The sequence below is a fragment of the Pedobacter sp. 05T44 genome (assembly GCF_056395985.1).
The window spans coordinates 12,671-26,296 of record NZ_JBFTKO010000021.1 but is presented as its reverse complement, the minus strand read 5'-3'; the positions used below and the strand labels follow the sequence as shown (position 1 = coordinate 26,296).

Below are 13,626 nucleotides of genomic sequence, written 5' to 3'. Positions count from 1 at the left end.
AACTGATTAAGTAATCAATCCGTCTCAATATTTCGCCAATGCGTATCAATTTACCACAGTATCTTGCTCAGCTCCTCAATAAATAAATTAGCGGCCTTCTTTTGATAAATTCCTTTTTGCCTCAATATAAATGCTCTTTTATAGCGTTCCTTTCCAGCAATAGGAATAGCAATCAGCGTATCCCAGCTAATGATGGCCTTTTCATTTAAAATCGTAACCCACGAGGTACTTTCTACCAGCGTCAGCAATGAGTTTACCTCATTCATTTCAATCTTAATCTTCGGTACGATCTTGCGTTTACCAAAAAGCTCATTTACATAATCTCTCGAACTAAAGCCCTTGCCCGGTAAAATAAGTTCCAGTGCACCAAGCTCTGCCACCGTTATCTTCTTTAAAGATGCCAATGGATGCTTACGCGAAACCACCATCACTATTTTAGAAGAAAACAAAGGCTGCATTTCCAGTCCCTGGTTATCAGACTCTTCATGGAAGCTAAGAATGATATCCAGTTCCGCTGCCTTCAGCTTAATCTCCAGTGATTCCGGCGTACCATATTCAATAAATATCTTAATCCCCGGATACTTTGACGAAAAAGGAGCCAATGCCGGTAACACCATGGAACTAAACGCATAAGTAACTCCAATCTTCAAATCGCCCACCGCCAGATTATTCAATTCTGATATCGCGGCTTTAGATTTTTGTACATCAAGCAATATCTGTTTTGCATGAATTAGAAAAACACCACCCGCTTCCGTCAGCCTAACATGTTTGCCTATCCTGTCAAACAACAACATGCCCAATTCCTCTTCCAATTGCTTTATCTGTTGCGATAAGGTCGATTGCGTTACAAACGATTCAGCTGCAGCCTCAGTAAAATGAAGATGTTCAGCTGCTTTTACAAAATAGTTGAGTTGTCTAAGTTCCATAATCAATCGTTAAAACTAATCAATATCATTAAAACAATCAATTTTACAACTCAATAACTTATTCCGAAATTTGTAACGTCTTCAAGACATCTACTACACATGAATATATTTAGATCATTAAAATACCGCAACTTTAAGCTTTTCTTTTATGGCCAAAGTATCTCTTTAATAGGAACTTGGATGCAAAAAACTGCTGTCAGCTGGTTGGTATACCGACTAACAGGCTCAGCACTTTTACTTGGCCTGGTGGCTTTTGCCAGTCTTATCCCTTCGCTCATACTTTCACCTTATGCAGGCAGTTTAATCGACAGGCACAACCGTTACAAAATCCTTGTCATTACCCAGGTAATATCAATGATGCAGGCCGGAGCACTTGCCGCAATCATCTTTTTCAAATTTTACAACATACCTGCCATCATCTTTTTAAGTCTGGTGCAGGGCATCATAAATGCTTTTGATGTAACCTGCCGACAATCCTTAATGGTCGAAATGGTCGATCATAAAGAAGACCTTCCCAATGCAATTGCACTAAACTCTACCATGGCAAATCTTGCACGCATCGTGGGGCCTGCCATTGCCGGGGTAATCCTCAGCACCTTTGGTGAAGACTTTTGTTTCATCGGAAACTTTTTAAGTTATATCCCCGTTCTCGTGTGTTTATTCTTAATGAAACTGAACCTCGGCGTTGTCGAACGATCAGAGAAAAGCATCTGGATCGAACTCGAAGAAGGCTTCAAATATGTTTCAGGCGACAGAGAACTGAGCAGCATGATCCTCATGATAGGCATCAGCAGTCTGTTCGTCATACCATTTAACACCCTCATGCCTATCTTCGCTAAAGATCTTTTTMATGGCGATGCAGGAACATTTAGCTGGTTCGAGAGCGCTGCCGGCTTAGGTTCTGTCATTAGCGCCATGTATTTAGCCAATTTAAGATCTGCTAAACCACTAAAAAGAATCGTAGTGCTGGCAAGTACCATATTCGGGGTTAGCTTAATCTTACTGGCTTACTCAGGCATATTATCGTTAGCACTTGTATTCATGGCCTTCGGCGGAATTGGTATGATGGCGCAAACATCAGCCATAAACACCTACATACAAACGCATACCATTCCCGAAATGAGGGCCCGTGCCATCAGCTATTACATCATGGCTTACCAGGGAATGATCCCGATTGGCAGCTTACTTATCGGGTGGACAGCACAAGCCTTTGGTCCGCGACTAGCAGTTTGTCTGGCAGGGGTAATCGGTCTTTGCGCTACCGCGATGTTCGTTGTTTATCAAAACAAACGCTCCGGCCGACAAATTTCCTTCCAAACCTTACTGCATTTAAGGTAAAGTGAGAAATCAACTTCTCACAATATCATATTACTGTCATACCTCCAAAAAAACACAGAAACGTTTAAACCTTTTGCTCTTTTCTTCGTTTATATTTATGAGAGCGTTAATTTAGATGGCGGGGTTAAATCTTAGGATTTATCTCCGCTTTTCTTTTTTCTAACCAGCAGGTAGCAAACATACAATAGTAAAATCCATCCCGGAATCAACTCAACCGACATCTTCAATCCCGTTATCCACATAATCACCAATATACCTACCAAAAACACCAGGCATATATAGTTCGATATCGGATAAATAAAGGAAGGAAACTTGGTTTTAACCCGATCCTCTTCTTTACTCCTTCTAAATTTCAAATGTGTAATACTGATCATCAACCAATTGATAATCAACGATGACACCACCAGCGACATCAAAATCTCCAATGCCTTCTCCGGCATTAGCTTATTAATGATAATACATATCGCGGCAAACAAGCTCGATATCAAAATCGCATTTATAGGTACCGAATTCCTATTCAGCTTCGATAAAAAAGAAGGCGCATTTCCTTGCTCCGCCAACCCAAATAGCATCCTGCTGTTACTATAAACACAACTATTATAAACAGACAAGGCAGCTGTCAGCACAATAACATTAAGCACATTGGCAATCACACTCGTAAAGTAAATGGTCTTTCCTAAAAGCGTAAACTGAAAGCCCTTTAAACTTTCAAAAACCATCACAAAAGGGCTGCTATCTGTAGTAATGTTTTTCCATGGGGATAATGAAAACAAGATCACAAGCGCACCCACATAAAAAATCAGGATCCTGTAAATCACCTGATTGGTAGCCTTTGGAATTGTTTTTTCCGGTTGCTCAGCCTCTGCCGCCGTTATCCCAATCAATTCCAGTCCACCAAAAGAAAACATGATCAATGCAATAGCAGCAAACAACCCCTGAAAGCCCCCTTTCCCATCTCCGCTAAACCAGCCCTTTGCAAAAAAGCCACCATCATTCCATAAGTTCTGAACACTTGCCTGCTCACCTCCGCTCCCGCTAACAAGCAGGTAAACACCAAAAATGATCATGGCAATAATCGCTACCACTTTTATTATCGAAAACCAGAATTCCACCTCACCATATACCTTCACAGAAGTGAGGTTTAAGGCATTAATAACGATAAAAAAGAAAAGGCTCGACGACCACAATGGAATTTCAGGCCACCAGAAATGCACGTAAATGCCAATGGCAGTTAATTCCGACATGCTTACCAGGATATACAACACCCAATAGTTCCAGCCAGAAGCAAAGCCCGCAAAGGATCCCCAGTACTTATAAGCAAAATGGCTAAAACTTCCCGAAACAGGTTCTTCCACCACCATTTCGCCCAACTGACGCATAATAAAAAAGGCAATAATACCGGCCAGTGCATAACCTAAAATTACAGACGGCCCAGCCAATACAGCTGCCGGACCAATGCCTAAAAATAACCCTGTTCCTATGGCTCCACCAAGGGCAATCAACTGAATATGCCTGTTTTGCAACCCTCTTTTCAGTTTTTGCTCCTCAGGCTTTTCGCTAGCTTGTTTCAATATTTATGGTATTTATTCAATTACAATATGAGTATCCCTCAAAATTTCAACAAAGGTGGGAACTTATATTCATTTGAACGATTAAAAGCGTAAATAGTTTCCTTGTTATCATGATGCAAAAATACCACCCCCAACAGGAAACCAGAAGCCATTTTTGGCTAATCGAAACGCTAATTTTGAGGCTAAAAAACGCTAAAAACACGCACTTTTAAGCCTACCTAAACTGCTTGGGTCTCAGTTTCTGGGCAGCCAGTTCTGCCACTTCATTAATTCTTTTCTCTCTGGTTTCAGGCCTTTTGGCAAGCGTAACCCATTGCAATATCATTTTTTTAACAGACTTACTCAAACCATTAAAATAGTCTGCAGAACCTGGCTTCAGCAGAAATGCTTCCTCCAGATCTTTCGGAACAATCAATTCCTCAACCGCATCCAGTATAGACCACGAACCATTTTTCTTTGCCACCTCAATACATTTTAAACCCGCTTCCGCCATCAATCCTTCTGCAATTAAGCGCTCAACCTTTGCTTTATTGATCTTCGACCAGTTGCTGTTCGGTTTGCGCTTAGTAAAAAACTGTATAAAACTCTCCTCATCAATCGTTTTCCTGGTACTGTCAATCCAGCCAAAACAAAGCGCTTCATCCACCGAATCGCTCCAGGGTATACTCGGCTTGGTCGATTTTTGTTTGTACTGAATAAGCCAAACAGACTGGCTTGAGCTATGATTTTCTTTTAACCACTGCCTCCACTCCTCTCGGCTTGCCGGGCAAAAAGTTTCTATTTCCTTTTTCTGCATACCCCCAAAATACATAATTCCCTCCACACCAATTATATGCAAAAACACCATTCTAAAAAAAATATCAAAAAAAATTTGCGTAGTTAAATAGCTACATATATATTTGTAGTCAAATAGCTACACGATGAATTTAAGAAGAGATGTATTTCAAGCCATAGCCGACCCAACCAGAAGGGCTATACTGCTATTGGTGGCCACACAATCAATGACCGCAGGCTCAATAGCCTCAAACTTTGATACCGCAAGACCCACTGTTTCAAAGCACCTGCAAATATTAACCGAGTGCGAATTGCTTGAACAAAAACAAAACGGCAGAGAAATTTACTATTACATAAACGCAAAAAAAATGAAAGACGTAGCCGACTTCATCGAACCATTCCGCCAAATGTGGGACGACCGATTCAACAAATTGGAAACCATAATGAAAAACTACCAATCAAAAAAATAGAACCCTATGGAACAAAAAACTAAAATCGATGCCCAAAACGGCAAACAGGAATTAACAATCACAAGGGAATTTGATTTGCCATTAGAACTGCTCTTCAAAGCCTACATAGAACCCGAAATCGTTGAGCAATGGATGGGCACAAAAGTGCTTAAAATGGAAAACAAAAAGCATGGCAGTTACCATTTCCAAACCAGCGACCCTAAGGGAAACATCGTATTCCACGCCAACGGAGTCATTCACGAATTTATCCCAAACCAAAAAATCACGCGGACATTTGAAATGGACAATGCACCTTTCGATGCCCAGCTAGAGTTCCTGCAATTCGAAGAAATTAACGGCGATACCAGCAAACTCACCATCCATATCATATACAAATCAGCCGCCATCAGAGATCAGGTATTGCAACTACCATTTGCGCAGGGCATCAATATGGCGCATAATAAACTACAAAACATCGTAAGTAAACTAAAATAACACACCATGACAAAGCGAAATAAAATCATCTATTGGATCGCCACAATCTGGCTCTCATTAGGAATGTTATCAACCGGAATAGTGCAATTAATCAAAATGGAAAACGAAGTAACCATGATGAAAAACTTAGGCTACCCCATCTATATCCTAACCATCCTTGGCGTCTGGAAAATACTGGGCGTCATAGCAGTACTTGTTCCAAAATTCCCCATAATAAAAGAATGGGCATATGCAGGCTTTTTCTTCGCCATGTCGGGCGCAGTATTTTCTCACTTAGCCAATGGCGATGGAGGCAAAGATTTTTTTGGACCGATATTATTACTAGTCCTCACTTTTGTATCTTGGTATTTCAGACCTGCAGATAGAAAAACCACCACAACTAATCTATAAAAGTATGAAAAACAATAAAAAAGAGTTGTCATCAGAACAACGCGAAGAACTACTCAAAACGCTCAAAAACCGATTCGAGAAAAACATGAACCGCCATAAAGATATAGAATGGGCCAAAGTACAGGCAAAGCTCGAAGCCAATCCTCAAAAACTATGGTCGCTTGATGACATGGAAGTAACCGGCGGCGAACCCGATGTAGTTGGTTACGATAAAAGCAAAAACGAATATATCTTTTACGATTGTGCAGCCGAAACCCCTAAAGGACGCAGAAGCCTTTGTTACGACCGCGCAGCACTCGATGCAAGGAAAGAGCATAAGCCACAAAACAGCGCAATGGATGTAGCTGCCGATATGGGCATAGAAATATTAACGGAAGAACAATACCGCGAACTGCAGCAATTCGGAAAGTTCGACACCAAAACGTCTAGCTGGCTAAAAACACCTGCCGACATCAGGAAACTCGGAGGAGCACTTTTTGGCGATTACCGCTACGGAACCGTTTTCCTGTACCACAACGGCGCAGAATCTTACTATGCTGCCAGAGGTTTCCGTGGCGCACTAAGGGTCTAATTTTTCACCAAACTAACGAACAGTATGAATCCTAAAGTTGATTTTTATTTTAGTAAAGAAAAAAAATGGCAGGAAGAAATAGAGCGGCTAAGAGTAATCGTGCTCAGTAGCGGCCTTACCGAAGAATTAAAATGGGGCTGCCCTTGTTACACGTACCAGAACAGCAACATCGTGTTAATCCACGTATTTAAAGAATACTGTGCGCTGCTGTTTTTCAAAGGCACCCTGTTAAACGATCCTAATGGCATCCTGGTTCAGCAAACAAAGAATGTGCAGTCGGCACGCCAAATCCGCTTCACCAACGCACTCCAGATAGTTGAACAGGAAGCCGCACTAAAATCCTACATCCACCAGGCCATTGAAGTAGAAAAAGCCGGTTTAAAAGTCGATTTCAAGGAACATACAGAACTCGTATTCCCTGCCGAATTTCAGCAAAAACTAGATCACATCCCTGCCTTAAAAACCGCTTTTGAAGCATTAACTCCGGGCCGACAAAGAGGCTACCATCTCTATTTCACTTCAGCCAAACAATCCAAAACCAGAGAAGCAAGGGTCGAAAAATGCATGCCCCTAATTCTCAACGGAAAAGGACTGGATGATTAGTAAATTCTTGATGGCGGCAGCCCGTACATCTTTTTAAATGCAAACGAGAAATGCGAAAGGTCCTCAAATCCAATTTCCAGATATACATCTGATGGTGCCCGGCCTTTCTCTTTAATCAGGTAATGCGCCTCCTGCAGCCTCCTTTGCAGCAGCCACCTGCTTGGCGTGGCATTAAAAACCTGCGAAAAATCCCGTTTAAACGTAGCCAAACTACGCCCCGTAAGGTAGGCAAAGCGCTTTAACTGCACATTAAAATGGAAGTTTTTATTCATAAAGGCTTCCAGATCTATTTTACCCGGCTCACTAAAATCAAACAATACATCCTTTAATTCAGGGTTTGTCTGCAGCAAAATCATAATCGCCTCGCGCTGTTTCAATTTCTGAAGATCAGCATTAATCAACTGATCAGCCGCAACATACGGCAACAGCGAATTCATAAAACTCTGATAAAGCCCAAAACCTTCTAATGGCTTTACTTTTTCAACCGGCCTGCCTCTATTACCCTCCGCCTTATAGCCATAGTCCATGCTAAAGTCGCTTAAAGCCGCCTGATCCAGATAAATGGAAACAGATTTAAAAACCCCTCCCGGAGGAGGTTGTTTCACAAACTTAAGCAACTGGTTTCGTCTGATGAACCGAAAATCACCCTCGTTAAAAACATGCTCAGTAATACCGTCGCTTATTGTAAGCGTGCCAGATATCTGGTAGCTGAACACATGCTCGGGAACAAATTGCTCCCCCTGCCTGTTGCGGGTAAAATAGCAAGAGTAAGCAATGGGCGAATTAGTCATAGGTCATAAAATTAAGCATTTTACTGTTTTCTTTTAACATCGCTGATGTACCACTTGCCATCAGCACTAGCAAGAAAGTTCTCAGAATCATCATGATCTGTAGATAAACTCATATCCAGCCATTCTTCCATTTCCACTTGCCTCACCTCATTGGCATTGTTCAGCATACCTATCGCCTCACTGCCTAGTACCAAATGCACCGGTGGCGCAGGGTGCGAAGCCAGTTCAACCATCACTTTTGCCGCTTTTTCAGGATCTCCCACAGGGACAAACTTCCCGCCTTTAAATAGTGCTGTCCGCTGATTAACCATTTCATAACCTTCAATCTCACGTGCATAAGTCATAGACGCACCTGCCCAATCAGTTCTAAAACCGCCCGGTTCTACACTGGTCACATATATACCCAATGGTGCTACTTCCTTAGCCAAAGCCTCAGTAAAGCCGCCTAAACCAAATTTTGCTGCCTGGTACATGGTTAAACCCGCATTACCCACTCTTCCGCCTATTGAGCTTATCTGCAATATACGTCCCTCACCCTGGTTGCGCATGTAAGGTAAAACCGCGCGGGTAATTTCAATTGGTGCATACAAGTTTGTTTCCAGCTGACTGCGCATCTGCTCATCTGTATAAGCTTCGGCAGCGCCGATGATACCAAATCCCGCATTGTTCACCAACACATCAATACGTCCAAAATGTTTCGCTGCCTCAGCAACAGACGCATACACCTGCTCATAATCAGTTACATCCAGCGCTATAGGAAGTATCTGATCAGTAAACCTTGTTACCAGGTCATTCAATTGCGTAATATCGCGTGCGGTTGCAGCAACTTTATCGCCGCTGCTCAACACTGCTTCTGTCAGGCTCCTTCCCAATCCCCTGGAACTGCCTGTAATAAACCATACTTTTTCCATTGTCTTAATTTTTAAATACAATTCAAAGGTACAGCCCAATTCAGCGCAGCGTTTTGTTCAAAAGCTCAAACTGCTTTGTTAAAAAGCTCAGTAAACCTTATCTTTAGTATATGCGCAAATTATTACAGAAGCTATTTTCTCCCCTGATCATCAGGCTTGCCAATAAATACGCATCAAGGCCAGATAGTACAAGAGTACACAAAGCACTATCGGCACTATGCCAGGACATCATACAGCGCCCCGGCAAACGTGGCCAACTCATCGATCTGGGCACAAAACACCGCATCATTCTGTTCTCAGACCAGCACAAAGGAAACCGCAGCCATCAGGACGACTTCACGCTTTGCGAAGACAATTACCTGGCAGCACTACGCTATTACAACGAGCACGATTTTCTATACTGCAACATGGGCGACAGCGAAGAGCTTTGGAAAAACATGCTCCTGGATGTCATCAAACACAACAAAGCAAACTTCGAAGCAGAAAAACGCTTTCTCGAACGCAATGCCTACATCAAACTTTTTGGCAACCACGATCTCTACTGGGACAACGACCCCCTCGCAGGTTTTATGCTCAAAAATATCTTTGGAACAAAGGTCCGAATCTATGAGGGCATCATTTTCACCCTCGCTGTTAAAGACCAGCAACTCAACATATTTATCACCCACGGCCATCAGGGCGACATGCAAAGCGATGGAAACTGGTTCAGCAAATGGTTCGTCTCCAATATCTGGGGGCCAGTTCAATCTTTCCTCCGCATCAACCCAAATACACCTGCCTTTGATAACCAGCTCAAGTCCGAACACAACCAGATTATGTACGACTGGACCGCCAAACAAACCAACCTGGCCTTAATTACCGGCCACACTCATCAGCCAGTATTCAATTCACTTACCCATCTGGAACGTACTTACATCAGGCTCAATGAGGCTAAGAAAAAAGGCGACAAGGCAACCATTCAGAAACTGGAAGCCGAACTCCTTGCAGGAAAAATCAGCGGTAATACCTCTCCCAGGCTCGAAAATTCCAAAAACACTTATTTCAATGCTGGTTGCTGCTGTTTTAACGACGGGGATATCACCGGTATAGAAATAGAAGACGGCAAAATCAGACTTATAGAATGGAAAAAAGACATCAATGGTGTACCGCAACATCTGGTACTTGAAGAAACAACGCTAGATAACCTGCTTGGCTAATTACCTCCCGATCTCAAATCTACCCCAAAAATCCTTTTATAAGATTAGCTGTCTCTTCAGGTTTTTCTGCAAGCAAGAAATGGCCACTATCCTCAACTTTTACAAACTGTAAATCTGTTGCGTAGTTAGGCAGGGAATATTGCAACATTTCATATCCGGCAGCACCAATTCCAATTACAGGCATCATGAGTTTACCATAAGTTTTACTATCCTCTATATCCTGCGGAAAAGCCTGATACCAGGCATTTGACGCACGTATTCCATCATTACTATCATAAGCAAAAGCATAAGCAGCTTTATCGAACTCATCAATACTATTTTGATCTTTCAATAGGTTCCTAAAAATCCATTCTATTACAATAGACATCCTACCTGCCAGCAGCTGTTCAGGAAGTTCTTTTGTCTGATTGAAGGCTAACCACCATGGATAAGTATAGTTTGCGCTTAATATTGGAAGCATAGGGAGTTGATACATTCCGGGATCCGGATGCGGGGTATCTAGAATAACAAGCTTGGAAGTCATCTCTGGAAAATTCGCGGCAAAACTAAAGGCAACATGAGCACCAATGTCATGACCCGAAATATTAATTTTTTCGTAACCCAACTTTTTCACAAGCTCATAAACGTCCTTCGCCATGTTCTTTTTATCGTAACCTTCCAATGGTTTCTGCGAACTACCCATACCCCTTATTTCTATTACAATAACACGATAATTTGTCGCCAGTAATGGCATTACTTTATGATAAGCCCACCAGGTTTCTGGCCATCCGGGAATCAAAATTAAAGGCTGTCCTTCACCACCCTCTACATAATGCAGCACCGTCCCATTCACTTCTGCATAATTGTTTTTAAAACCAGGTAGCGATTTTATTAGTTCTTCGTCTGAATACTGCATTTTGATAATTCTAATTAGTGATCAATTTTCAATTGTAAAAGCAAAACTAAACACTAATTTTGCAACCAACAAGTATGAAGTATACTGCATAGTTCACTTTTATTTTTACACTTCAAAGAAATATGAAATTAATTAATCAGCTTTCAAAAGAAACAGGAATACCTATCGGCACCATAAGATTTTATGAAAAAACAGGTCTATTCACCGGCGAAAAGAAAGAGGAAGTAAAAACCAATAACTATGTATACTATGGAGATGACGTTGTCGAGAAATTAAGATTTATACAAATGGCAAAAGCGGTAGGTTTTACGCTGGCCGAAATCAAAGAAGTTGTAGATGCCTGGTACAAAAAGCAAATCAGCAAAAAAGCAAAGATTCAAGTTCTTGATAAGAAATTACTGCAAATAGAAGAGAAAATCAAAGAATTAAAATCAGTCAAAAAACAAATTGCTATCTGCAAGTTTAATATTGAAAATGAAAATATTGAAAACGCTGATGAAACTATCATTAGTGGAGGCAGACCTTTCGATCTACCCCCGTATTAACGCTCTCACCGACAAAGATAAAAAAACAACTTGTATATACAAGACCTTCTTAAATTCTTACCACATTTTCAAAAATAGAACCCACCCAATTCATAGAATTTGAATTAGTTTTTTATTTTTGGCCAGCCTATGTTCAAGCCCATTACCTTTCAAAATGAAAACTACCTGATCCACCCTTTCCGGCCCGAAGACCTGGAACGTTTTGGTCAAATCTCAAAAGAAGTATTTTGCATCCTATCCGATGATCATACCCTAAAATTCGTCCCCAATAAACGATTAAGTACATTTCAGGAAGCAGAACTATTCCTGCAAACCATGCTCATGAATGCCCATGCCGGGCGAAACTACCTCCATTTCATTACAGATAAAAAACTCAGCAAAGTCGTAGGCATTATCGATCTCATTTCCCCTCAGGTAGCACAGGAACATTACCAGATAGATCACTACCCTTTCTTCATCGAATTTTACCTCAGCAGTTTTGCCAGCGGATGTTATCTCATGACAGACATCCTTCCGACCATTGTAGACCAGATCCTGTCGCAAGGCATTTCCAACATAGGTGCCGTAGTCAACCGCGATAACATTGCTGCCAAGAAAGTCCTAAAGAAAGCACAGTTCCGCTACAAAAACCCTTTCGATCAGGTTCAGGATTTTTATGAGATCACACAGAACTAAGCACTTATAAAGAGTTATCCGTAGCCTCAAAATCAAATATTTCGTTATACTTGGGTTTCACAACCACCGTACCTTTTAAATCCATCAGGCCAAGTTTTATGGCACTCACTTCACTGTAATCACCATCCAGGTCACCAAAACGGAGTAAGCCATGCTGGTACGAAATAAATCTTGTCTTTTTATTTTTACTCAGATCAATCAATGGTTTTTTGTCCAAACCAATAAAAGCAGTTGGCTCATAGTCCACATTCTTCACAAAAAATAAACCATTGCCCAAACTGGCAAATCCGTTATCACCAAGTGCAAGTATCTGCTTCCCTTTCGTATCAATTATTACTTTCTCGTACGGATTCTTAATAGAGCTTGCCAAAAGATGCTTGCTATCCAGAATATCTAAACTACTCCAGTTAAAGTCAAGTAAATGCTCTCCTTTGGTATTAATCAGGGCATATTCCGATTGCCCATCATCCTTGCTGTCAAATCTTGCAACCGGCGCCATACCATAACTAAAGTCTACTCCTTTGGCAAGAGTAGGTTTTACCACCTCTTTTCCTTTCGCATCTATATAGCCGTAATGCGGCACATACTCATTATAAAACTCATGTATCTTATAAACCATCACCAGGGCCAGGCCATTACTAAACGCCGAAATCTCCTTATAAGTTGGTGGAGCTACCACCTGCCCCGTTGTCGTAATAAGTCCATATGTAAAGCTATCTTCAGCATTTGCTTCAGCAAATGAAAAACTCGCCAACCCATTCGTAAAATTCGACTCAATATCATACTTAGCATCTGTAACTATTTTTCCCTGAAGGTTAATAAGCCTGCCAATACTTTTTTTGTCACCATTTTTCGAATCATATTTCTCAAACACCTTTGCTAACCCTTTTTCAAAAGCCTCAGCACCTAAATATTGAAGCTTTATTACCTCTTCGCCCTTTAAATTCACGTAGCCATAGCTTCCATTCTTTGCAACTACAGCAAGTCCTTGCGAAAAATAGCCGACAGTATCATACACCGCCTCAACCACCATTTTTCCACTCGTATTAATAAAGCCCCATTTGTCATTTACCTCCACACCTGCCATTCCCTCGTTAAAGAAACTCACATTTGTAAATTGAACAGGAATTACCAATTTGCCCGCTGCATTGCAAAAGCCCCATTTGCCTGCCTTTTCAGAGTTGTCTACAACCTCAACGTTTACATTTTTACTTTGTGCAGTAGACATTTCCACTACCGGATATGATTTAGGGATGTATTTTCCAATGTTTACCGGTACAAGGTTGTTGTTCCACAAACCCGCATCGTCATAAACCAGCGGAACCACTTCATTGCCCGAAACATCAATAAACCCACATTTGCCATTCAGGCGAACCTGGGCCATATATTTTTTCTCTTTTTGCGCATAGGCGAAGGAAAAGCATGCCGTTAACAACAGCAGGAGCAGAAATTTAGCGTAATTAGATAGCATTCAATGTTTTTTAGGATGATGTAGA

16 protein-coding genes are annotated in these 13,626 nt (G+C 41.4%); 9 read left to right on the top strand and 7 right to left on the bottom strand.

All coding sequences use genetic code 11. From position 1 onward, the window contains the following. Window positions 1–50: 50 nt before the first annotated feature. A complete protein-coding gene (locus AC1DDK_RS23120; RefSeq protein WP_172659814.1) occupies window positions 51–926 on the bottom strand; it encodes a LysR substrate-binding domain-containing protein in 876 nt (291 codons plus the stop codon). Between the two features lie 99 nt (window positions 927–1,025). Here AC1DDK_RS23120 and AC1DDK_RS23115 point away from each other — a divergent pair, with 99 nt between their 5' ends. Further along, complete coding sequence (locus AC1DDK_RS23115; RefSeq protein WP_477634089.1) at window positions 1,026–2,264, top strand: MFS transporter; 1,239 nt, start codon at window positions 1,026–1,028, stop codon at window positions 2,262–2,264. Between the two features lie 131 nt (window positions 2,265–2,395). Here AC1DDK_RS23115 and AC1DDK_RS23110 read toward each other — a convergent pair whose 3' ends face one another. Both AC1DDK_RS23110 and AC1DDK_RS23105 read right to left on the bottom strand, forming a co-directional pair. Further along, window positions 2,396–3,835, bottom strand: a complete 1,440-nt coding sequence (locus AC1DDK_RS23110) for an amino acid permease (RefSeq protein ID WP_172659812.1) — start codon at window positions 3,833–3,835, stop codon at window positions 2,396–2,398. 214 nt (window positions 3,836–4,049) lie between these two features. Beyond that, a complete protein-coding gene (locus AC1DDK_RS23105; RefSeq protein WP_172659811.1) occupies window positions 4,050–4,631 on the bottom strand; it encodes a YdeI/OmpD-associated family protein in 582 nt (193 codons plus the stop codon). A 124-nt stretch (window positions 4,632–4,755) separates the two neighbouring features. Here AC1DDK_RS23105 and AC1DDK_RS23100 point away from each other — a divergent pair, with 124 nt between their 5' ends. The 5 genes from AC1DDK_RS23100 to AC1DDK_RS23080 are packed head-to-tail and all read left to right on the top strand — an operon-like array spanning window position 4,756 to window position 7,117. Next, on the top strand, window positions 4,756–5,079 hold the full coding sequence (locus tag AC1DDK_RS23100) for an ArsR/SmtB family transcription factor (protein WP_172659810.1): 324 nt from the start codon (window positions 4,756–4,758) through the stop codon (window positions 5,077–5,079). 6 nt (window positions 5,080–5,085) lie between these two features. After that, entirely contained in the window at window positions 5,086–5,553 is a 468-nt protein-coding gene (locus tag AC1DDK_RS23095; RefSeq protein WP_172659809.1) for an SRPBCC family protein, read from the top strand. Between the two features lie 6 nt (window positions 5,554–5,559). Next, window positions 5,560–5,943: a DoxX family protein gene (locus tag AC1DDK_RS23090; RefSeq protein WP_172659808.1), complete on the top strand. Its 384-nt coding sequence runs from the start codon at window positions 5,560–5,562 to the stop codon at window positions 5,941–5,943. Window positions 5,944–5,947: 4 nt separating this feature from the next. Next, window positions 5,948–6,514, top strand: coding sequence for a DUF4256 domain-containing protein (locus AC1DDK_RS23085; protein ID WP_172659807.1), 567 nt, complete (start codon window positions 5,948–5,950; stop codon window positions 6,512–6,514). Window positions 6,515–6,538: 24 nt separating this feature from the next. Then, the gene (locus tag AC1DDK_RS23080; protein WP_172659806.1) at window positions 6,539–7,117 is read left to right on the top strand and encodes a YdeI/OmpD-associated family protein; all 579 of its coding nucleotides are present in this window, start codon (window positions 6,539–6,541) and stop codon (window positions 7,115–7,117) included. On the opposite strand, the gene AC1DDK_RS23075 is transcribed toward AC1DDK_RS23080, so the two are convergent. Both AC1DDK_RS23075 and AC1DDK_RS23070 read right to left on the bottom strand, forming a co-directional pair. Continuing rightward, on the bottom strand, window positions 7,114–7,908 hold the full coding sequence (locus AC1DDK_RS23075) for a helix-turn-helix domain-containing protein (RefSeq protein WP_288879006.1): 795 nt from the start codon (window positions 7,906–7,908) through the stop codon (window positions 7,114–7,116). The two genes, AC1DDK_RS23080 and AC1DDK_RS23075, sit on opposite strands and share 4 nt — an antisense overlap. Before the next feature lie 20 nt (window positions 7,909–7,928). Then, window positions 7,929–8,819, bottom strand: coding sequence for an SDR family NAD(P)-dependent oxidoreductase (locus AC1DDK_RS23070; protein WP_337716570.1), 891 nt, complete (start codon window positions 8,817–8,819; stop codon window positions 7,929–7,931). Between the two features lie 110 nt (window positions 8,820–8,929). On the opposite strand from AC1DDK_RS23070, the gene AC1DDK_RS23065 reads away from it, so the two are divergent. Further along, window positions 8,930–10,015 carry a metallophosphoesterase gene (locus AC1DDK_RS23065; protein ID WP_337716568.1) on the top strand — a complete coding sequence of 362 codons (1,086 nt, stop codon included), beginning with the start codon at window positions 8,930–8,932 and terminating at the stop codon, window positions 10,013–10,015. Between the two features lie 19 nt (window positions 10,016–10,034). Here the strand turns inward: AC1DDK_RS23065 and AC1DDK_RS23060 are convergent, their stop codons facing one another. Then, the gene (locus AC1DDK_RS23060) at window positions 10,035–10,910 is read right to left on the bottom strand and encodes an alpha/beta fold hydrolase (RefSeq protein WP_172659802.1); all 876 of its coding nucleotides are present in this window, start codon (window positions 10,908–10,910) and stop codon (window positions 10,035–10,037) included. A 122-nt stretch (window positions 10,911–11,032) separates the two neighbouring features. Between AC1DDK_RS23060 and AC1DDK_RS23055 the strand changes: the two genes are divergently transcribed. Continuing rightward, entirely contained in the window at window positions 11,033–11,455 is a 423-nt protein-coding gene (locus AC1DDK_RS23055; RefSeq protein ID WP_172659801.1) for a MerR family transcriptional regulator, read from the top strand. 129 nt (window positions 11,456–11,584) lie between these two features. Then, complete coding sequence (locus tag AC1DDK_RS23050) at window positions 11,585–12,130, top strand: GNAT family N-acetyltransferase (RefSeq protein WP_172659800.1); 546 nt, start codon at window positions 11,585–11,587, stop codon at window positions 12,128–12,130. 4 nt (window positions 12,131–12,134) lie between these two features. Here AC1DDK_RS23050 and AC1DDK_RS23045 read toward each other — a convergent pair whose 3' ends face one another. After that, complete coding sequence (locus tag AC1DDK_RS23045; protein WP_172659799.1) at window positions 12,135–13,601, bottom strand: WG repeat-containing protein; 1,467 nt, start codon at window positions 13,599–13,601, stop codon at window positions 12,135–12,137. Window positions 13,602–13,626: the final 25 nt, after the last annotated feature.